Source organism: Nocardioides sp. zg-1308 (assembly GCF_013155375.1).
In the GTDB taxonomy this organism is placed as follows: domain Bacteria; phylum Actinomycetota; class Actinomycetes; order Propionibacteriales; family Nocardioidaceae; genus Nocardioides; species Nocardioides renjunii.
In genome coordinates, this window is record NZ_JABJQY010000002.1 from 710,663 (window position 1) to 730,675 (window position 20,013).

The window sequence follows — 20,013 nt, forward strand, 5'->3', positions numbered from 1 at the left end:
ACCATGGTCGGAATAGCCGGCCTCTGCACCATCGCGCTGGCGGCCACCGCCGCACCGCTGCCCACGGCCGTCGCCTCGCCCGCCGAGCGCGACCGTCCCGTCGAGCTGCTCGAGGCGGCGTCGGCGACCACGAAGGCCGGAGGCTCCGGTGAGCGCTCACGCGCCGTCGAGCTCGACCCCGCCGCGCTCGCCGGCACCCGCGCCGGCGACCGCCTGACCCTCGACCTCTTCGACGACACCAGCGTCACCGCGGAGATCGGGGAGCGGACCACCGTCGACGGCATCACGTCGTGGACCGGGACGCTCGTCGGCACGACCGGCACGTTCAGCGCCGTCGAGGCCGGAGGCGTCTTCCACGTCAGCCTCGCGTCCGCCGAGGACGGCTCGTTCGAGGTGAGCAGCACGCGCGACGGCGGCTACGAGGCCGTCGAGATCGCCCCCACCACCGCAGCCGGCGACGACGCGGTGCGTCCCGAGGACCAGCACGGGCACGAGCACGCAGGGTCCGAGCGGCGCGGCAGGGTGCAGCCGGCCGCGGCCGACGACCCCTCGGTCATCGACGTCGCCATCGTCTATCCCGCCTCCCTGCCCGCCACGGTGGGCGCCCCCGCCATGCAGGCGCAGTTCGCCCTCGGCATCACGCAGACCAACCAGGCGCTGGCCGCGTCGGGAGTCAGCACCACGGTGCGACTGGTGGGGACGCGCCAGGTCGCCGCGGCGCAGCTCTCCACGCTGACCGCGAACTACTACGCCCTCGGCACCGCCGGCGACGGCGTCTTCGACGAGGCGCAGGCGCTGCGCGAGGAGACGCACGCCGACCTCGTGAGCCTGTGGCTCGGCGGCACCTACCCCTCGGGCACCACCTGCGGCCTCGGCTCGCTCGGCGGCACCAACCCGCAGTACGACCCGGACCGCGCGGCATGGACGGTGGTGTGGGCCGACAGGTGCGCGACGGGCAACCTCACCTTCGCGCACGAGCTCGGCCACAACCTCAGTGCCGACCACGACGCCGCGGCGTCAGCACCGCCCAACGGCAGCAAGCCCTACGCCCGCGGCTACGTCGACGCGGCCGGGGCGTTCACGACGGTGATGGCCTACGCCAACAGCTGCCCCACCTGCACGCGCATCGGCTACTTCTCCAACCCCGCCGTGCTCTACAACGCCCGCCCCACGGGTACGCCCGCCGCCAACAACGCCCAGGCGATCGCCGAGCAGATCAGCGCCGTCGCCAACTACCGGCAGTCGCAGATCTACCCCGGCGCCGTGTCGATCGCGGGCCAGGCCCGCTGGAAGGGCAAGGCGGCCGCCAGCACCACCCCCTGGGCCCCGGCCGTCACCCTCGGCTACCAGTGGTTCCTCGACGGCTCGCCCGTCGCGGGCGCCACGGAGGGCACGTTCAGGCTCAAGCGCAAGGACATCGGCAGCACGCTGACCCTGCGGGTCACCGGGTCGGCTCCCTACTACCCGGCCGTGATCGCGGACACCGGTCCGGTGGTGGTCGGCAAGGCGCTCTTCAAGACCAAGCGTCCCAAGCTGCGCGGCCTGCCGCGGGCCGGGCGGGTGCTCTCGGCGTCGGTGAAGGGCTGGAAGCCCAAGCCGTCGAAGAAGAGCGTCAAGGTCCGCTACCAGTGGCTCAAGAACGGCAAGAAGATCAAGGGCGCCAAGAAGTCGACCTACCGCGTCCGCGCCAAGGACCGCGGCAAGAAGATCTCCGTCAAGGTCACGGTCAAGGCCAAGGGCTACGAGAAGGCCAAGCGGTCGTCGAAGAAGGTCAAGATCCGCCGCTAGGCGTGCTGGTCGCGCACCCCGCCGGGCGGGTCACAGGGTCGGCAGCCAGTCGACCCGCCCGGCGAGGGCGGCGTACCCTACGAACGCACCCACGTCGAGCAGGGTGTGCGCCACCACGAACGGCAGCACCCGGCCCCACCGGCGGAACAGCCAGCCGAAGAGCAGCCCCATCGCGAGGTTGCCGACGAAGCCGCCGAGGCCCTGGTAGAGGTGGTAGCTGCCGCGCAGCAGCGCCGCGAGGCCGATGGCCGCGGAGTCGCCGAGGCCGAGCTGGCGCAGCCGGACCTGCACGAAGCCGAGGACGAGGAACTCCTCGAGCACCGCGTTCTCGGCGGCCGCGAGGACGAGCACCGGGACCTGCCACCACTCCCCCGGCAGCGACTGCGCCACCACGGTGAGGTTGGTGCCGAGCGCGAAGGTCGCGAGGTAGAACACGACGCCGACCGAGCCCACGCCCAGCGCGAGCCAGGCGCCGCGACCGAGGTCGCGCCACGTGGCCCAGCCCCCGTCGCGTGCCCACACCTCGCGCAGCCGTGTGCCCGAGCGCACCAGCAGGTAGGCCGCCAGCGCGACGGGCACGAGCGCGAAGCCGATCCGCAGCAGCTGGTAGGTCAGGTCGAGCCACGGCCGGTCGGGGGCCAGCGAGTTGTTGAGGTTGGCCGCCTGCGAGGACAGCGGGCCGGGCGCGGTGAGCGCGGAGACGATGCTGACGATCGAGTAGACCGCCGAGCGCCCCAGCGAGACGAGCAGCACGATCGCGAGCTCGGTCCACAGCAGCGCGCGGGCGAGGTCGGGCACCCCGCCGGGCACGGGGGTGTCGGGCAGCCGCCACCACGGGCGCTTGTCGACGGTCGACGTGCTCACGGGGGACAGCATCCCGCAGCCGGCTGAGCGACGGCTGAGCGACGGCTGAGGGACGGGGTCCGAGCGTCTACGACGGTCAGCGCCGGCGACGCGGGCCCGCGGAGCGGGGCGGCGCCGCCCGCATGTGGTCGCGCACCGGCACCAGCAGGTCGCGCAGGCGCCGCGTGTCGGCGCCCGACAGCGGCGAGAAGAGCTGCTGGCGCAGCACCTCGACGTGGCCGGGGATGACGCGCGCGATCACCTCGCGGCCGGCGTCGGTCACCGTGACGGTCACGCTCCGCTCGTCGTCGGCCGAGGGCGCACGGCTGACGAGGCCCGCCTTCTCGAGGAGTCCTGCCTGGTAGGTCAGGCCGCTGCGGCTGTAGACCACGCCGTCGGCGAGGTCGGTCATCCGCTCACTGCCGGTGGGCGAGTTCAGCGCCAGCCGGGCCAGCAGCTGGAACTGCACGTAGCTCAGGTCGCCCTCCTCGCGCAGCTGCTGCTCGACGGCGTGCTTGAGCAACCCGGCCACGTCCATCAGGGCGAAGTAGGCGCTGAGCTGCTCGGAGTCGAGGGACGAGGAGGAGTCGGGCATGCACCCATCCTAGCGATGCTTCATCTTCGAAGCACTTGCTTTGAGTTCAAAGCATTTCTACCGTCGACCATGTGCTTCGAACTCGAAGCACACCCACTCCAGACAAGGACACGACCATGAAGGCCATCCGCTTCCACCAGTACGGCGACGCCGAAGTCCTGCGCCTCGAGGAGGTCCAGCTCCCGGAGCCCGGCCCCGGCCAGGTGCGGGTCCGCGTCGCTGGCACGTCGTTCAACGGCGTCGACGCCAACATCCGCGCGGGCAACATGCAGGGCCCGATGCCGCTGACCCTCCCGCACACCCCCGGCCTCGACGTCGCGGGCACCGTCGACCAGCTCGGCGACGGCGTCACCGACCTCCGGGTCGGCGACCGCGTGATCGGCTTCCTGCCCTTCGTCGTCGACGGCGCCTCGGCCGAGCACGTCGTGGTCGACGCCGAGAGCCTGACCGCGGCGCCGACCACGATCCCGCTCGCCGACGCCGCCGCGCTGCCCGTGGTCGGCCTGACCGCGTGGCAGGCCGTGCACGAGCACGCCGCCCTCCAGGCCGGGCAGCGCATCCTGGTCAACGGCGCCGGCGGTGCAGTCGGGCGCTATGCCGTCCAGCTCGCCGCGGCCGCGTCGGCCCACGTCGTCGCCACCGGGGGCAGCGACGTCCGCGACCACCTCCTCGCCCTCGGCGCGGAGCAGGTCGTCGACCACACCAGCACGGACGTACGCTCCGCGGTGACCGAGTCCGTCGACGTCCTGCTCAACCTCGCGCCGGTCACGCCGGAGCAGCTCGCCGACCTCGCCACCCTCGTCGCCGACGGCGGGGTCGTGGTCAACACGACCGTCTGGATGCCCGCGCCGAGCGACGAGTCGCGTGGCGTGCGCGGCATCGACCTCTACGTCCGCAGCGACGCCGAGCAGCTCGCCGGTCTCGTGGCCCGGGTGGACCGCGGCGAGCTGCTGGTCGACGTCGACGAGAGGGTGGCCCTCGAGGACCTCCCCGCGGTACACGCCCGGGCGGCCGCCGGACGGCTGCGCGGCAAGGTCGTCGTCACCCCCGCCTAGGCGAGCACGAGCCCGTCGGGTCCGGCGTCGACCGTGACCGAGCCGCCATCGGTGATCTCGCCGCCGATCAGCTTCCGGGCGAGCGGGTCGCCGATGGCGGACTGGATCAGCCGCCGCAGGGGCCGGGCGCCGTACGCCGGGTCGTAGCCGGTCTCGGCCAGCCAGGCGCGTGCCGCGTCGGTCACCGAGATGTTGATCCGCCGGACGGCGAGCCGCTTCTCGAGCAGCGTGAGCTGGAGGTCGACGATGTGGGCCAGGTCGTCCTTGGTGAGCGCGTCGAACATGACGACCTCGTCGAGCCGGTTGAGGAACTCGGGCTTGAAGTGCGCCCGGACCACGCCCATCACCGACTCCTTCTTGACCTCCGGCTCCATGAGCGGGTCGACCAGGAAGTTCGAGCCGAGGTTGGAGGTCAGGATCAGCAGCGTGTTGCGGAAGTCGACCGTGCGGCCCTGGCCGTCGGTGAGCCGGCCGTCGTCGAGCACCTGCAGCAGGATGTCGAAGACCTCCGGGTGCGCCTTCTCGACCTCGTCGAGCAGCACCACGCTGTAGGGCCGGCGGCGCACCGCCTCGGTGAGCTGGCCGCCCTCGTCGTAGCCGACGTAGCCGGGGGGCGCACCGACGAGCCGCGAGACCGAGTGCTTCTCGCTGTACTCGCTCATGTCGATGCGGACGATCGCCCGCTCGTCGTCGAAGAGGAAGTCGGCCAGCGACTTGGCCAGCTCGGTCTTGCCGGTGCCGGTCGGGCCGAGGAAGAGGAACGACCCGGTCGGCCGGTTGGGGTCGGAGATCCCGGCCCGCGAGCGGCGTACGGCGTCGCTGACCGCGGTCACGGCCTCGCGCTGGCCGATGAGGCGCTCACCGATCACCTGCTCCATCTCGAGCAGCTTGGCCGTCTCGCCCTGCAGCATCCTGCCGGTCGGGATGCCGGTCCACGCCTCGACGACGTCGGCGATCTGCTCGGCCCCGACCTCCTCGCCGACCAGCGGCTCGAGGTCGAGCTGCTCGGCCTTCTCCACCTCGGCGATCTGCTTCTCGAGCTCGGGGATCCGGCCGTACTGGATCTCGCTGGCGCCGGCGAGGTCGCCCTCGCGCAGCTTTTTCTCGGCCTCGATCTTGAGCTGGTCGAGCTGGCGGCGCAGCTCGCCCTCGCCCTGGAGCTGGTCCTTCTCGCGCTCCCAGCGGGCCTCGAGCCCGCGCAGCTCCTCCTCGCGGTCGGCGAGGTCCTTCTGCAGCACCTCGAGCCGCTCGACCGACGCGGGGTCGGTCTCCTTCTCGAGCGCGAACTGCTCCATCTTGAGCCGGTCGACCTGGCGGCGCAGCACGTCGATCTCCTCCGGGGAGGACTCGTGCTCCATCCGCAGCCGCGAGGCGGCCTCGTCGATGAGGTCGATCGCCTTGTCGGGCAGCTGGCGGCCGGTGATGTAGCGGTCGGACAGCGTCGCGGCGGCGACGAGCGCGGCGTCGGTGATGCGCACGCCGTGGTGCGCCTCGTACTTCTCCTGGATGCCGCGCAGGATCTGGATGGTGTCCTCGACGGTGGGCTCGCCGACGAAGACCTGCTGGAAGCGGCGCTCGAGGGCGGGGTCCTTCTCGATCCGCTCGCGGTACTCGTCGAGCGTGGTCGCGCCGATCATGTGCAGCTCGCCGCGCGCGAGCATCGGCTTGAGCATGTTGCCGGCGTCCATCGCGGAGTCGCCGCCGGCGCCCGCGCCGACGACCGTGTGCAGCTCGTCGATGAACGTGATGACCTGCCCGCCGGCGTCCTTGATCTCCTCGAGCACGGCCTTGAGCCGCTCCTCGAACTCGCCGCGGTACTTCGCGCCGGCCACCATCGCGGCCAGGTCGAGCGACAGCACGCGACGACCCTTGAGGGAGTCGGGGACGTCACCGGCGACGACGCGCTGGGCGAGGCCCTCGACGACGGCGGTCTTGCCGACGCCCGGCTCGCCGATGAGCACGGGGTTGTTCTTGGTGCGCCGCGAGAGGACCTGGACCACCCGTCGGATCTCGGCGTCGCGGCCGATCACGGGGTCGAGGCGCCCGTCCTCCGCTGCCCGGGTGAGGTCGACGCTGTACTTCTCCAGCGACTCGTACGACGCCTCGGCGCTCTCGCTGGTCACCCGACGGTTGCCGCGGACGGCCGTGATCGCCTCGCGCAGGCCGGCCGCGTCGAGACCGGCGTCGGTCAGGACCTTCTGGGCCGAGGACTCGACGGTGGCGAGGGCCACGAGCAGGTGGTCGGTGGCGACGTAGTCGTCGCGCATCGAGCCGGCCAGGTCGAGCGACGAGGCGAGGACGCGGGTCAGCGCCGCCGAGGCGCTCGGTTGCTGGACGGTCGAGCCGGTGGCGCTGGGCAGGGCGCGCTGCATCCGGACTGCCTTCGCCAGCAGGTCGGCGGCGTCGACGCCGGCCTTCTGGACGAGGCTGCGGGTGGCGCCGTCCTCCTGCTGGAGCAGGGCGACGAGCAGGTGGATCGGCTCGGTGTTGGTGTTGCCGCCGGTGGTGGCGGCGAGCTGGGCAGCCTCGATGACTTCACGGCTGCGGGTGGTGAACTTCTCGGCACCGAACTGGCTCAACTCATCTCCTCTGTGTGCGTGGTGGGGACCACTGTGGTCCCACCTCGTCCAACGCGCCAGAAGTTGAGTCGATTCCCCTCAACTCTGGGAACGTCGCACGGTGTCCGCGCGCCGCAGGAGGTAGGTGTCCATCACCCAGCCGTCGGCGTCCTTGGCCCGCGCGCGGGCGGCCCTGACCTCCTCGGCGACCTCGCCGAGCCGGCCGGCGACGAGCTCCTCGTGGGGGCTGCCGAGGTTGGCGCCCCACCAGATGTCCCACTCGCCCTCCTCCGCTGGAAGCAACGTTGCCTGCAGCCGGCCGTCCAGCATCACGACGAGGTTGTCGTGGCCGGCGGCGACCTCGTCGGCGAGCCGGCGCCCGGTCGTCACCAGCACCGGCCGGCCGACCTCGTGGAGCACGACCCGGTGCCGGGCGGCGAGGAGGGAGAGCGCGGAGATGCCGGGCACGACGTCGTAGGCCACGCCGAGGCGGTCGACCAGGCGGTCGACCACGCGGATCGTCGAGTCGTAGAACGCCGGGTCGCCCCACACCAGGAACCCCACCGCGCCGGGCCGCTGCGCGATCACCGATCCGTACGCCGCCGCGCGGGCGTCGTGCCAGTCGAGGACCGCGCCGTCGTAGCCGGCGCCGTCGAGGCCCGCGTCGCGGTCTCGTGGCGGGTCGGGGACGGCGACCAGCTCGACGCCGACGTCCTCGCAGACCGCGCGGCGCAGCGCGAGCAGGGGATCACCCGGGCCCTTGTCGGCGGCGATGACGTAGTCGCACCCCGCGATGGCTTCGCGGGCCTCGGCCGTCAGCTGCCCGGGGTGGCAGCCGATGCCGACGATCCTGACCCGCACGGCCGGTCCCGCCTCGATCACCGGTCCTCCAGCTCGCCCTCGACGTCGAGGTAGACCTGCTGCAGCGCCGCCACCAGGTCGGCGTCAGGCGACTCCCACAGCCCGCGCTCGGCGGCCTCGTGGAGCCGCTCGACGATGCCACGCAGCGCCCACGGGTTGGAGGTGCGCAGGAACTGCTGGTTGGTCTCGTCGAGGACGTACTCCTTGGCCAGCGTCTCGTACATCCAGTCGTGCACGACCCCCGTCGTGGCGTCGAAGCCGAAGAGGTAGTCGACGGTCGCGGCGAGCTCGAAGGCCCCCTTGTAGCCGTGGCGCTGCATCGCGGCGATCCAGCGCGGGTTGACCACGCGCGCCCGGAAGACGCGGTTGGTCTCCTCTTGCAGCGTGCGGGTGCGCACCGCGTCCGGCGTCGTCGAGTCGCCGACGTAGGCCTTGGGGTCGCTGCCGGTCAGCGCGCGGACCGTGGCGACCATGCCGCCGTGGTACTGGAAGTAGTCATCGCTGTCGGCGATGTCGTGCTCGCGGGTGTCGATGTTCTTCGCCGCCACCTTGATCCGCCGGTAGTTGGCGCGCATGTCGTCGGCGGCCGGCGCCCCGTCGAGGTCGCGGCCGTAGGCGAAGCCGCCCCAGGTCGTGTAGACCTCGGCGAGGTCCTGGTCGCTGCGCCAGTTGCCCGACTCGACGACCTGCAGGATCCCGGCGCCGTACGACCCCGGCTTGGACCCGAAGATCCGGGTGGTCGAGCGCCGCTCGTCGCCGTGCTCGGCCAGGTCGGCGCGCGCGTGGGCGCGGACGTAGTTGTGCTCGTCCGGCTCCTCGAGGCCCGCCACGAGTCGGACGGCGTCGTCGAGCATCGCGACCACGTGCGGGAAGGCGTCGCGGAAGAAGCCGGAGATCCGGACCGTGACGTCGATGCGCGGCCGCCCGAGCTCGTCGAGCGGGACCACCTGGAGGTCGTTGACGCGGCGCGACGCCTCGTCCCACACCGGCCGGACGCCGAGCAGGGCGAGCACCTCGGCGATGTCGTCGCCGCTGGTGCGCATCGCGCTCGTGCCCCACACCGACAGGCCGACGGACTGCGGGTAGGTGCCGGTCTCGTCGAGGTACTTCGCGACGAGCGACTCGGCCATCGCGTGCCCGGTCTGCCAGGCCAGCCGTGAGGGCACCGCACGCGGGTCGACGGTGTAGAAGTTGCGGCCCGTCGGCAGCACGTTGACCAGCCCGCGCAGCGGCGAGCCGGACGGACCGGCCGCGACGAAGCCGCCGTCGAGCGCGTGCACCACCGCGTCGAGCTCGTCGGTCGTGCGCGCCAGCCGCGGCACGACCTGGGTCGCCGCGAACTCCAGCACCCGCTGGACCTCCGGGTCGTCGTGGAGGCGCGCGGCGGCCGCGACGTCCCACCCGGCGTCGTCCATGCCTTGCACGAGCTCGCGGGCCCTGGCCTCGATCGTGTCGACCGCGGAGGTCGCCTCGGCGCCCTCCTTGAGGCCGAGCGCCGCCCGCAGCCCCGGCACCGCCTGGGCCTGCCCGCCGAACACCTGCGCCGCCCGCATGATCGCGAGCACGAGGTTGACCCGCGCCTCGCCGGCGGGCGCCTCGCCGAGCACGTGCAGCCCGTCGCGGATCTGCGCGTCCTTGATCTCGCAGAGCCACCCGTCCACGTGCATGATGAAGTCGTCGAACTCCTCGGCGTCCGGCTGCTCCTCCAGCCCCAGGTCGCGGTGCATCTCGGCGGCGTGCATGAGCTGCCAGATCTCGCCGCGGATCGCCGGCAGCTTGGCCGGGTCCATCGCGGCGATGTTGGCGTGCTCGTCGAGGAGCTGCTCGAGGCGGGCGATGTCGCCGTACGACTCCGCGCGGGCCATCGGCGGCACGAGGTGGTCGACGATCGTGGCGTGCGCGCGGCGCTTGGCCTGCGCGCCCTCGCCCGGGTCGTTGACCAGGAACGGGTAGACCAGCGGCAGGTCGCCGAGCGCCGCGTCGGTGCCGCAGCTCGCCGACAGCGCGGCGTTCTTGCCGGGCAGCCACTCCAGCGAGCCGTGCTTGCCGAGGTGGACCACCGCGTCCGCCTGAAAGCCCCCCTCCTCGACAGCACAGTCCAACCAGCGGTAGGCGGCGAGGTAGTGGTGCGTCGGCGCGAGATCCGGGTCGTGGTAGATCGCGATCGGGTTCTCCCCGAAGCCGCGCGGCGGCTGGATGAGCAGGACGACGTTGCCGGCCCGCACCGTGGCGAGGACGAGCTCGCCCGCGTCGTTGACGAAGAGCGACCCGACGCCCGGCCCCCACGCCTCCACCATCGCGTCGCGGATGTCCTGCGGGAGGTCGCGGGTCCAGGCGGCGTACTGCTCCGGCGTGATCCGCACGTGCGCGTCCGTCAGCTGCGCGTGGGTCAGCCACTCCTCGTCCTGGCCGCCGGCGGCGATGAGGGCGTGGATCAGCGCGTCCCCCTTCTCGGTGTCGCTCGCGTCCCGGCCCAGGATGTCCGTCACCACGTTCTCCGACCCCAGGTCGTACCCCTCCGCCCGCAGCCGCTGGAGCAGCCGGATGGTCGAGACCGGGGTGTCGAGGCCGACGGCGTTGCCGATGCGGGCGTGCTTGGTGGGGTAGGCCGAGAGCACGAGGGCGAGCCTCTTCTCGGCGTTCGGGGTCGTCCGCAGGCGCGCGTGCCGCACCGCGATGCCGGCGACGCGGGCGCAGCGCTCGGGGTCGGCGACGTAGTGCGGCAGCCCGTCGGCGTCGACCTCCTTGAAGGAGAACGGCGCGGTGATGATGCGGCCGTCGAACTCCGGGATGGCGATCTGCGTCGCCGAGTCGAGCGGGCTGACACCGTCGTCGGAGGCCTCCCACTCGGCGCGGCTCGAGGTCAGGCACAGGCCCTGGATGATCGGGATGTCGAGCGCCGACATCCGCGCCACGTCCCACGACTCGTCGTCCCCGCCGGCGCTCGCGCTCGACGGCACGCTGCCGCCGGCCGCGAGGACGGTCACGATCAGCGCGTCCAGCGTGCCGAACGCCTCGTAGAGCTCGTCGGGCGCGGAGCGGAGCGAGCCGGCGAAGATGGGTACGCCGACCGCGTGGCCGGTCGCGTCCACCGCGTCGGCAAGGGCGTGGGCGAAGGCGGTGTTGCCGCTCGCCTCGTGCGCCCGGTAGTAGAGGACCCCGATCCGCGGCAGGTCCTCGTCGACCGCCGGCCGCTCCGCGAACCCCCACTGCGGCAGCACCGCCGGCGGCGCGAACCCCTCGCCGGTCAGCAGCACGGTGTCGGAGAGGAAGGCGTGCAGCTGGGCGAGGTTGTCCGGGCCGCCCTCGGCGAGGTAGCGGTGCGCCTCGGCGGCGACGCCGATCGGCACCGACGACAGCTCCATCAGCTCGGCGCTCGGGGTCTGCTCGCCTCCGAGGACGACGACGGGCATGCCGGTCGCGGCGACGCGCGTGAAGCCGGAGCAGAGGTCCTGCGGCGACCCGAGGAGCCGGCCGACGACGAGGTCGCAGCCCTCGATCACCTCGGCCATCGACTGGTGGCCGGGCCGCGCCGGGTTGGCGAGGACGTAGTCCGCACCCGACGCCCGCGCGCTGAGCAGGTCGGTGTCGGACGTGGACAGGAGCGCGATCCGGGTCATGACGGGTCCTCCGGGGTGACGGGCGGTGCGGTGGTCGGGGTGGTGGTCGGGGTGGTGGCCGCTGCGCGGGTGCGGGCGAGCCGGTGGCCGTCGACGGGCGTCCCGCCGACGAGGTGCTGGGAGACGAGGTCCTCGGCGACGGCGGCGTCCACGCCGCCGTACCAGACGTCGTCGGGCTGGATGCTGACGACGGGTGCGTGGTTGCAGGGGAACTGGCAGCCGGTCTGGGTGACGAGCACGTCGTCGTCACCGAGCCCGTGCTCGGCGAGGAGCCGGCCGAGCGCAGTAGCGGTCCGGTCGGAGCCGGCGGCGGTGCAGCGGGGCCCGCGGCACACCAGCACCTGGTGCCGGTGGCCGGGGACGGCGTCCCACGCGGACGACGCCAGCGCCGCCTCGTTCCCGGTGATCGGTCGAGCGAGGTCGAGGAGGCCGCGCAGCGTGGCCGGGTCGTGGCCGTCGAGGTCGTTGCGCAGCACCGCGGTGGCGACCCGCACGTCGGGGCGTACGCCGTCGCGCTCGCGCCACCAGTGACCGGCCACGCGCCGCAGCCAGGACTGCGCCGGGGCGTGCGTGCCGAGGCTGACGCCGGCGAGCGAGATCGTCGTCGCGCCGGCGTCGGCGAGCCGGGTGAGCTCGGCGGAGAGGGACGGGTCGCCGAGCTGGAGGTAGCCGACGCTGCCGCCGAGGCGGCTCGCCGCGTCGGCGAGGCGCGCGTGCTCGGCGACCTCGAGGGCCGACATCCCGACGAGGAGGTCGTGGGCGCTCACATGCGCACCTCCCGCCGGGGTCCGTTCCAGCGCACGTGCGGCCGGTCGTGGACCGGGTGCGGCTCGACAGTGGCGTCGACGCCGTAGACGTCGGCGATCAGCGCCGAGGTGAGCACCTCGTGCACCGGGCCGGCGGCGACCAGCCGGCCGGCGTCGAGGACCGCGAGCCGGTCGCAGTAGGCGGCGGCCAACTCGAGGTCGTGCAGGGCCGCGACGGTGGTGAGGCCGAGCCCGCGGACGCGGTCGAGGAAGTCGAGCTGGTGGCCGAGGTCGAGGTGGTTGGTGGGCTCGTCGAGGAGCAGCACGGCCGGTCGCTGGGCCACCGCGCGGGCCAGCTGGGTGCGCTGGCGCTCACCGCCCGACAGTGTCTGCCAGCTGCGGTCGGCCAGCTCGGCGACGTCGGCGAAGCGCAGCGCCTCGTCGACCGCCTCGCGCTCGCCCGGCGGGGTGTCGAAGACAGCGAGACGCCCGGTGCGGTGCGGGATCCGGCCGAGCTCGACGACCTGCCGGACGGTGAGGTCGAGCGTGGTCGACGCCTGCTGCTCGACCAGCCCCACCAGCCGGGCGCGCTCGCGCGGTGGCAGGGCGTGGAGGTCGCGGCCGTCGAGCAGGACGTCGCCCGCGGCCGGCCGGGTCTGGCCCGCGACGAGGTTGATCAGCGTGGTCTTGCCCGACCCGTTGGGCCCGAGGAGCCCGGTGACCGTGCCGGGCTCGCAGATGAGGTCGATGTCACGGACGATGTCGCGGCCGCCGGCCCGCCAGGCCGCGCCGCGCACCTCGAGGCGTACGCCGTGCGCGTCAGGCATGGTGCCTCCCGCGGCGCAGGAGCCAGGCGAAGAACGGCGCCCCGACGACGCCGGTGACGACGCCGAGCGGCACCTCCTGCCCCTCGACGACCGACCGCGCGACGGTGTCGGCGAGCACGAGCGTGATCGCGCCGACGACGGCGCACATCGGCAGCAGCAGCCGGTGGCCGGGACCGGTGACGAGCCGCACCATGTGGGGCACGACCAGCCCGACGAAGCCGATCAGGCCGGCGTACGCCACGAGGCATGCGGTGACCAGGGCCGTGCCGACGAGCAGCAGCCAGCGCAGCCGGGTCACGTCGACGCCGAGCGAGCGGGCGGACACCTCCCCGAACGCGAAGGCGTCGAGCTGGTCGGCCAGGGCGACGATGCCGACCGTGGCGACGAGCGCGACGACGGCGAGGAACACCGACGACTCCCACCGCAGCCCCGCGACGGAGCCGAGGGTCCACGACAGCACCCGGCGTGCGGCCTGGCTGTCGCCGCTGACGATGACGAGGAAGGCGGTGTAGGCCGCGCAGACCTGGCCGACGGCGACGCCGGCGAGGATCGTGCGGGTCGGGGGCAGGCTGCCCGACCGGCCGGCGGCGAGCAGCAGCACGGCGAGCAGCGCCGCCAGCGCTCCCGCGAAGCCGGCCCCCGCGACCGCAGCCGAGCCGACGAGGCCGGCGAAGGGCACGCCGAGCACGATGACCGTCACCGCGCCGACGGCCGCACCCCCGGAGATGCCGAGGAGGTAGGGGTCGGCGAGGTCGTTGCGGGTCAGCGACTGCAGCACCGCTCCGCAGAGCGCGAGCGCGGCGCCGACCGCGGCCGCACCCAGCACGCGCGGCATCCGCAGCTGCCACACGATCTGGTCGTGGAAGAGCGCGACGTCGAAGTCGCCGAGGTGCATCCGTCGGCCGACGACCTCCAGCACCTGCGGAACAGGGACGGGGACCGCTCCCACCCCGAGCGACACCGCCATGGCGACCCCGAGCACCACCAGCCCGAGGGCGAGGGTGCCGAGGCGACCCAGGGTCCGGGTCACCGTGCGGCGGCGAGCTCGAGGAGCTGGTCGGAGACCGAGGCGGCGCCGTCGGCGAGACGCACCCCCGGTGTGGTCTCCGAGAAGGGGACGACGACGTACACCTCGGCGGCGACGGCGTCGAGCTGCCGGAGCACCGGGTCGGCCTCCAGGTAGTCGATCTTGTCCTCGGCACTGGACCAGGAGGCGTCGGCGAGCACGATCACGTCGGGGTTCGCGGCGACGACCTTCTCCCACGTGCCGTCGGCCCAGCCGTCGTCGAGGCCACCGAAGACGTTGCTCGCGCCGACCGCGTCGAGCACGAGCTGCGGCCCGCCGCCACCCGCGCCGACGTACGGCGTGCGGTCGCCGGAGTCGAACCAGAGGACGTCGAGCCCCGTGCCCGCCGCGCTCTCCTCGATCCCGTCGAGCAGCGCCTGCTGCTCGGCGACGAGCTCCTCGGCCCGCTCGGGGACGCCGAAGGCGGTGGCGACCGACTCGACCTCGTCCCAGACCGCGTCGAATGAGGGCTCGGGACGGTCGGCGGCCTCCTCGCAGCCGAAGGGCGAGAGGTACGACGGCGTGCCCGCCGCGTCGAGCTCGTCGCGGGTACCGGCCACCTTGGCGTCGAAGGCGCTGCCGTAGGACGCGTAGACGAAGTCCGGCTGGGCCGCGAGGAGGTCCTCGCGGGAGGGATACTCCTTCGCAAGCACGTCGACCGACTCGTAGGCCGCCTGCCACTTCGCCGGCACGGCGTCGTCGAGGTAGGCGGTGCCGGCCAGCTGGTCCTCGACGCCCAGGGCGAGGGCGACCTCGGTCGCGCCCTGGTTGAGGGTGACGGCCCGTCGCGGTCGCGCGGCCAGCGTCGTGGTGCGGGCGCAGCTGGTGACCTCGACGGGGAAGATCGACGCGCCGCCGCTCGTGTCGGCCGGGCCCGTATCGGACGCGCTGTCCGCTTCCGGAGCCCCGGCGCAACCGCTCAGGACGAGCAGAGCGGTGACGGACAGGACGGTCTTCGGCAACAGCGCGATCCGCACGGATCCTCCTCGGGGTTCTCGCCCCTCGTGATGGGATCCGCGTGGGCCAGTGTCTGGCTACGGCCTGCGCTCGGCAGGCCTCACAGTGGCGGAACCGCCCCGGGCTTGCACCGGGTTCCTGGGTCCCACGCGGAGTGGTGCCGCGAGCCTAGCCGGTCTCTCGTCTGACCCTCCACCGCTGGTTGAGCAGCGAGGAACGAGGAACGAGGAAGTCGAAACCAGGGCCGTGCCAAGATCTCGCCCCATGACCGACCGGACCCGAGGCGACCTCTGCCCGGGCGTCTTGCGCCCCTGGCCGGCCGACGACGGCGCGCTCGTGCGGCTGCGGCTGCCGGGCGGTCACCTCGGCCGTACGACGCTCACCTCGCTGCTCGACGTCGCCGAGACGTACGGCGACGGGCGGGTGCACCTGACCAAGCGGGCCAACCTCCAGCTGCGCGCGCTGCCGTCGATCGACGGCGCCCTGCCGGACGAGGTGGTCGAGGCGATCCGCGCGACCGGCCTGCTCCCGCACCCGGCGCACGAGCTGGTCCGCAACGTCCTCGTCTCGCCGCTGACCGGGCTGGTGGGCGGCCGCGCCGACCTGCGGCCGATCACCCGCGAGCTGGACGAGCGGATGTGCGCGACGCCGTCGCTCGCCGACCTGTCGGGGCGGTTCCTGCTCGTCCTCGACGACGGCCGCGGCGACCTCACCTCCCGCTCGACCGATCTGGGACTGGTCGCGCTGTCCGAGGACACCGCTCAGCTGCGGGTCGGCAGCGACCGCTGGGGACCGGTGGTCCCGCTGTCCGAGGCGGCCGCTGCCTTGACCGAGCTGGCGCAGGACTTCCAGGAGGTCCGCGGAGCGGCGTGGCACGTCGACGAGGTGCCGGGCTTCAGGCCGTCGCAGGAGCCGGACCCGCGGGCGCTCGTGTCGTCGGGCCCGCCGGCGTACGGCGAGGTGGTGCCAGGAGTCGCGCACGTGCCGATCGAGGGCGGTGTCGTCGAGAGGAACGTTGCCTGCACGCTCGGGGAGCAGCTGGTCGTCACCCCGTGGAAGTCCCTCCTGTCGCTCGGTCCCTCGCTGATCGAGACCCCAGCTCACTCGCTGGTCGAGTAGCCCGCGAGGAACGAGCGGGCGTATCGAGACCCCTCAGCCGGCCGCCGCCACGTCCACGCAGATCACGCCCCGGTTCCCGTCCTGGTCGGCAATGACCGTCATCCCGGGCGCATCGCTGTCGTCCACGACGGTCCCGCCCGCGGCGACCGCAGCAGCGATCCGCTGCTCGCGCGCCTCGGCCGCGACATAGACCTCGAGGTGGAACCGCTGACCCTCGGACGAGTCGGACGCGCCGTCGTCGAACCACAGGTTCGGCACCCGCACCGTCGCGTCGCGGACCTCGTCGCCGGGCGACCCGCGACCCACGGAGTCACCGTCCCCGGTCAGCAGCGCCGCCCAGACCGGCGCGATCGTCGCCGACTGCGCGGTGTCGAGCCCCAGCTCGATCTCGCTCACGGCGGCCGGGTCGGCGAGGAGGCCATGCTCGGCGGCGACCTCGGAGATCCGGCGCGCGAGGTCGACGTCCTGCTGCGTCGGCCACTCGACGACGTACTCCGTGCCGTCGTCGTCGCGGTAGATCGCGTCGGGCGTGACCAGCTCGAGGTCGACGTGCCCGCGGCCGATCACGACGCGCGGGTGGTGGCCGACCGCGTCGCCGGCCTCGCCGACGGCGGCGACGAAACGCACGGCCCCGGCGAAGTCGTCCACGACGTAGCGGGCGTGCAGGCCCTGGGCCAGCTTGCGCCAGTCGGTCAGCCCGGCCTCGGCGATCTGCGCGCTCCTGATCATGTCCATGTCCGGACCCTAGTCACCAGCGGCGACACCGGACAGGGACTGCCCTAGGCTGCCCCCGTCACGCGACGCAGGAACCCGGTGCGAGTCCGGGGCGGTTCCGCCACTGTCACTCCCTCCAGCCCTATCGGGGGGACCAGCCAGACACTGCCCGCGCGACGTACCCGCCGACCAGGGGCGAGAACCCCGAGGAGCAGTGATGAGCCTTCCCGCGCGCCCGCCGCGCCGCTACGACTACGTCGATGACGGCGCCGCGATCTACGACGAGTCGTTCGCGACGATCCGCCGGGAGGCGTCGTTCGACCACCTGCCCGCCGACGCCGAGCGCATCGCCGTCCGCATGGTCCACGGCACCGGCCAGACCGACCTCACCCGCGACCTCGTCGTCCACTCGGGGCTCGTTGCGGCAGCGCGTACGGCGCTCAAGGCCGGCGCGCCGATCATCACCGACGCCCACATGGTCGCGAGCGGCGTCACCCGCGCCCGCCTCCCGCGCGACAACGACGTCCTCTGCGCGCTGCGCGACCCGGAGGTCCCGGCGCTGGCGCGGACGATGAGCACCACCCGCTCCGCCGCCGCGCTGTCCCTCCTCGCCGACCGCCTCGACGGTGCGGTCGTCGCGATCGGCAACGCCCCCACCGCGCTCTTCCACCTCCTCGAGATGCTGCTCGACGGGGCGCCGCGACCGGCCGCCATCGTCGGCGTACCCGTCGGCTTCATCGGCGCCGCCGAGTCCAAGCAGGCGCTCGAGGAGGCTCCGATCGACGTCCCCTTCCTCACCGTCCGCGGCCGCCGCGGCGGCTCGGCGATGGCCGCCTCCGCCCTCAACGCGCTGGCCCAGGAGCGGGAGTGATCGGGCGGCTGCCCGGGCGGCTCTACGGCGTCGGCCTCGGCCCCGGTGACCCCGAGCTGATCACCCTCAAGGCAGCGCGGCTCATCGGGTCCGCCGACGTGATCGCCTTCCACGCCGGCGTCGGCAAGACCTCCAACGCGCGCACGATCGCCGTCGACCTCATCCCGGCCGGCGCGATCGAGGAGGAGCTCCGCTACCCCGTCACGACCGGCCCGACCGCGCACCCGGGCGGGTACGCCGGGGCGATGGCCGAGTTCTACGAGCAGTGTTCCGCGCGGCTGAGCGCCCACCTCGAGGCCGGGCGGACGGTCGTCGTGCTGGCCGAGGGCGACCCGCTGTTCTACGGCTCCTTCATGTACCTCCACGACCGCCTCTCCCCGCGCTTCGAGACCGAGGTCGTCCCCGGCGTGCCTGCCTTCGCCGCCGCGACCGCCGTCCTCGCCTCGCCGCTGGTGCGCCAGACCGACGTCCTCACCGTGCTGCCCGGCACCCTCCCGGTCCCCGAGCTGGCCCGCCGCCTCGCCGACACCGACGGCGCGATCATCATGAAGCTCGGCCGCACCTTCCCCGGCGTCGTCGACGCGCTGCGCCAGGCCGGGCGCCTCGAGCATGCGCTGTACGTCGAGCGCGCCTCGATGCCCGCCGAGCGCTGGATGCCCGTGGTCGACGTCGACCCCGCATCGGTGCCGTACTTCTCGCTGATCGTCGTCCCGGGCGACAGCGTCGCGGAGGACCCCCACGGCCGAAGGACCTCGTCGGACTCCTCCCTCGCCGGTCGAGCAGCCCGTGAGGAACGAGCGGGCGTATCGAGACCCGCCACCCTTCGCGTGATCGGCCTCGGCCCCGGCCCGGACACGTGGCTCACCCCCGAGGCCGCCGAGGCGCTCAGCAACGTCGACCACGTCGTCGGCTACGCCCCCTACGTCCACCGCGTCCCCCAGCGCGAGGGCCTCACCCGCCACGCCTCCGGCAACACGGTCGAGGTCGACCGCGCCCGCCTCGCCTTCGACCTCGCCCAGCGCGGCGAGCGCGTGGCCGTCGTGTCCGGTGGCGACGCGGGAGTCTTCGGGATGGCGAGTGCCGTGTTCGAGGCAGCCGCCGACTACCCCGACGTACCCGTCGAGGTCCTCCCCGGCGTCAGCGCCGTCCAGGCCGTCGCGGCCAAGGCCGGGGCCCCGATCGGCGCGGACTTCGCGGTCGTGTCGCTGAGCGACCGGCTCAAGCCGTGGCCGGTGATCGAGAGACGTCTGCGCGCGATCGCCGAGGCGGACATGGTGCTCGCGGTCTACAACCCCGCCTCGCGCAGCCGCACCACCCAGGTCGCCGACCTGCAGAAGCTGTTCCTCGAGCACCGCAGCCCCGACACGGTGGTGGTGGTCGGCCGCGACGTCGGCCGCGACGAGGAGTCGCTGACCGTGACCACCCTCGCCGAGCTCGAGGCCGACACGGTCGACATGAAGTGCCTGCTCATCGTCGGCGCCTCGTCGACCACCGTGACCGCGGCCGGCCAAGTCTGGACGCCGAGGTTCGTGGAGTGACCGTCCACTTCGTCGGCGCCGGCCCGGGTGCGGCCGACCTCATCACCCTGCGCGCGGCGTCGTTGCTGGCGGCCGCCGACGTCGTGCTCTACCCGGGCACCTACCTCGACTCCGACGTTCTCTCCCACTGCCCCGACGCCCGCCAGGTCGACACCCAGCGCCTCGACCTCGACCAGATCACCGCCGTCATGGTCGATGCCGCTGCCGAGGGGCTCGAGGTCGTCCGCCTCACGTCCGGCGACCCGTCCCTCTACTCCGCCCTCGCGGAGCAGACCGCCCGCCTCGACGCGGCGGGCGTCGCATGGGACGTGTGTCCGGGAGTCCCGGCGTACGCCGCCGCTGCCGCCGCCGTCGGCCGCGAGCTCACCGTCCCGCTCGTCGCGCAGTCGGTGGTCCTGACCCGGACGCAAGCCCGCTCGACGGCCATGCCGGCGACCGAGTCACTCGCCGCCTTCGCGGCGACGCGCGCGACGCTCGTCCTCCACCTCGCCATCACCCGCACCCGCGAGCTCGCGGCGTCGCTGGTCGACGAGTATGGCGCCGACTGCCCCGCCGTCGTCGTCCACCGCGCTTCACAGCCGGAGGAGCTGGTCCTCCGCGCCACGCTCGCCGACATCGCCGACCAGGTCGAGGAGGCGGGGCTCAAGCAAGCCGCGGTCATCCTCGTCGGCTGGGCCCTCGCCCGCGACGGCGCGGAGTCCTGGCTCTACACGGCCGACCGCGTCCGGGCATGAGCGGAGTACGCCTTCGTCGACAGCCTCGACGAGATCCCGGCCGAGGTGCGCGACCTCGCTGCCCTCGCGTGGGACGACCTCGAGGGTCGCATGGTGGAGACGGCCGACTGGTCCGCAGTCG

General features: G+C 73.4%; 16 protein-coding genes and 1 riboswitch. Of the genes, 6 read left to right on the top strand and 10 right to left on the bottom strand.

Features of this window, described 5'->3' with window-relative positions; translation table 11 throughout:
* Positions 1–3 precede the first annotated feature (3 nt).
* Positions 4–1,788, top strand: a complete 1,785-nt coding sequence (locus tag HN031_RS05235; protein WP_172267265.1) for a M12 family metallo-peptidase — start codon at positions 4–6, stop codon at positions 1,786–1,788.
* A 30-nt stretch (positions 1,789–1,818) separates the two neighbouring features.
* On the opposite strand, the gene HN031_RS05240 is transcribed toward HN031_RS05235, so the two are convergent.
* A complete protein-coding gene (locus HN031_RS05240) occupies positions 1,819–2,652 on the bottom strand; it encodes a CPBP family intramembrane glutamic endopeptidase (protein ID WP_322423343.1) in 834 nt (277 codons plus the stop codon).
* Between the two features lie 76 nt (positions 2,653–2,728).
* A complete protein-coding gene (locus HN031_RS05245; protein WP_172267271.1) occupies positions 2,729–3,226 on the bottom strand; it encodes a MarR family winged helix-turn-helix transcriptional regulator in 498 nt (165 codons plus the stop codon).
* Between the two features lie 116 nt (positions 3,227–3,342).
* Between HN031_RS05245 and HN031_RS05250 the strand changes: the two genes are divergently transcribed.
* Positions 3,343–4,281 carry an NADP-dependent oxidoreductase gene (locus tag HN031_RS05250; protein ID WP_172267274.1) on the top strand — a complete coding sequence of 313 codons (939 nt, stop codon included), beginning with the start codon at positions 3,343–3,345 and terminating at the stop codon, positions 4,279–4,281.
* Here HN031_RS05250 and clpB read toward each other — a convergent pair.
* The 7 genes from clpB to HN031_RS05285 form a co-directional block, all read right to left on the bottom strand.
* The gene (gene clpB, locus HN031_RS05255) at positions 4,278–6,860 is read right to left on the bottom strand and encodes an ATP-dependent chaperone ClpB (protein WP_172267277.1); all 2,583 of its coding nucleotides are present in this window, start codon (positions 6,858–6,860) and stop codon (positions 4,278–4,280) included. The two genes, HN031_RS05250 and clpB, sit on opposite strands and share 4 nt — an antisense overlap.
* Before the next feature lie 78 nt (positions 6,861–6,938).
* Positions 6,939–7,721 carry a precorrin-6A synthase (deacetylating) gene (gene cobF, locus HN031_RS05260; protein ID WP_367650655.1) on the bottom strand — a complete coding sequence of 261 codons (783 nt, stop codon included), beginning with the start codon at positions 7,719–7,721 and terminating at the stop codon, positions 6,939–6,941.
* Entirely contained in the window at positions 7,718–11,320 is a 3,603-nt protein-coding gene (cobN, locus tag HN031_RS05265) for a cobaltochelatase subunit CobN (protein ID WP_172267280.1), read from the bottom strand. Before cobN ends, cobF begins: the two co-directional genes overlap by 4 nt.
* Entirely contained in the window at positions 11,317–12,087 is a 771-nt protein-coding gene (locus HN031_RS05270; RefSeq protein ID WP_216652054.1) for a (2Fe-2S) ferredoxin domain-containing protein, read from the bottom strand. The genes cobN and HN031_RS05270 overlap by 4 nt, the downstream gene beginning before the upstream one ends.
* Positions 12,084–12,893, bottom strand: a complete 810-nt coding sequence (locus tag HN031_RS05275; protein WP_172267283.1) for an ABC transporter ATP-binding protein — start codon at positions 12,891–12,893, stop codon at positions 12,084–12,086. The genes HN031_RS05270 and HN031_RS05275 overlap by 4 nt, the downstream gene beginning before the upstream one ends.
* Entirely contained in the window at positions 12,886–13,911 is a 1,026-nt protein-coding gene (locus HN031_RS05280) for an iron chelate uptake ABC transporter family permease subunit (RefSeq protein WP_172271292.1), read from the bottom strand. The genes HN031_RS05275 and HN031_RS05280 overlap by 8 nt, the downstream gene beginning before the upstream one ends.
* Positions 13,912–13,919: 8 nt before the next feature.
* Entirely contained in the window at positions 13,920–14,936 is a 1,017-nt protein-coding gene (locus tag HN031_RS05285) for an ABC transporter substrate-binding protein (RefSeq protein ID WP_367650656.1), read from the bottom strand.
* A 26-nt stretch (positions 14,937–14,962) separates the two neighbouring features.
* Positions 14,963–15,103: riboswitch (cobalamin riboswitch) on the bottom strand.
* Positions 15,104–15,180: 77 nt separating this feature from the next.
* On the opposite strand from HN031_RS05285, the gene HN031_RS05290 reads away from it, so the two are divergent.
* Positions 15,181–16,035 carry a hypothetical protein gene (locus tag HN031_RS05290; RefSeq protein WP_172267287.1) on the top strand — a complete coding sequence of 285 codons (855 nt, stop codon included), beginning with the start codon at positions 15,181–15,183 and terminating at the stop codon, positions 16,033–16,035.
* A 33-nt stretch (positions 16,036–16,068) separates the two neighbouring features.
* On the opposite strand, the gene HN031_RS05295 is transcribed toward HN031_RS05290, so the two are convergent.
* Positions 16,069–16,770: a 4a-hydroxytetrahydrobiopterin dehydratase gene (locus HN031_RS05295; protein ID WP_172267290.1), complete on the bottom strand. Its 702-nt coding sequence runs from the start codon at positions 16,768–16,770 to the stop codon at positions 16,069–16,071.
* Between the two features lie 196 nt (positions 16,771–16,966).
* Here HN031_RS05295 and HN031_RS05300 point away from each other — a divergent pair, with 196 nt between their 5' ends.
* The 3 genes from HN031_RS05300 to HN031_RS05310 are packed head-to-tail and all read left to right on the top strand — an operon-like array spanning position 16,967 to position 19,892.
* On the top strand, positions 16,967–17,620 hold the full coding sequence (locus HN031_RS05300; protein WP_172267293.1) for a precorrin-8X methylmutase: 654 nt from the start codon (positions 16,967–16,969) through the stop codon (positions 17,618–17,620).
* Complete coding sequence (locus HN031_RS05305) at positions 17,617–19,158, top strand: precorrin-2 C(20)-methyltransferase (protein ID WP_367650657.1); 1,542 nt, start codon at positions 17,617–17,619, stop codon at positions 19,156–19,158. Before HN031_RS05300 ends, HN031_RS05305 begins: the two co-directional genes overlap by 4 nt.
* Positions 19,155–19,892, top strand: a complete 738-nt coding sequence (locus HN031_RS05310) for an SAM-dependent methyltransferase (RefSeq protein WP_172267296.1) — start codon at positions 19,155–19,157, stop codon at positions 19,890–19,892. Before HN031_RS05305 ends, HN031_RS05310 begins: the two co-directional genes overlap by 4 nt.
* Positions 19,893–20,013: the final 121 nt, after the last annotated feature.

Coding starts and splice junctions, on each gene's coding strand:
- HN031_RS05300 (WP_172267293.1), top strand. CDS start 16,967: ATGAGCCTTCCCGCGCGCCCGCCGCGCCGCTACGACTACGTCGATGAC.
- cobN (WP_172267280.1), bottom strand. CDS start 11,320: ATGACCCGGATCGCGCTCCTGTCCACGTCCGACACCGACCTGCTCAGC.
- HN031_RS05290 (WP_172267287.1), top strand. CDS start 15,181: ATGACCGACCGGACCCGAGGCGACCTCTGCCCGGGCGTCTTGCGCCCC.
- HN031_RS05295 (WP_172267290.1), bottom strand. CDS start 16,770: ATGGACATGATCAGGAGCGCGCAGATCGCCGAGGCCGGGCTGACCGAC.
- HN031_RS05235 (WP_172267265.1), top strand. CDS start 4: ATGGTCGGAATAGCCGGCCTCTGCACCATCGCGCTGGCGGCCACCGCC.
- HN031_RS05250 (WP_172267274.1), top strand. CDS start 3,343: ATGAAGGCCATCCGCTTCCACCAGTACGGCGACGCCGAAGTCCTGCGC.
- HN031_RS05245 (WP_172267271.1), bottom strand. CDS start 3,226: ATGCCCGACTCCTCCTCGTCCCTCGACTCCGAGCAGCTCAGCGCCTAC.
- HN031_RS05275 (WP_172267283.1), bottom strand. CDS start 12,893: ATGCCTGACGCGCACGGCGTACGCCTCGAGGTGCGCGGCGCGGCCTGG.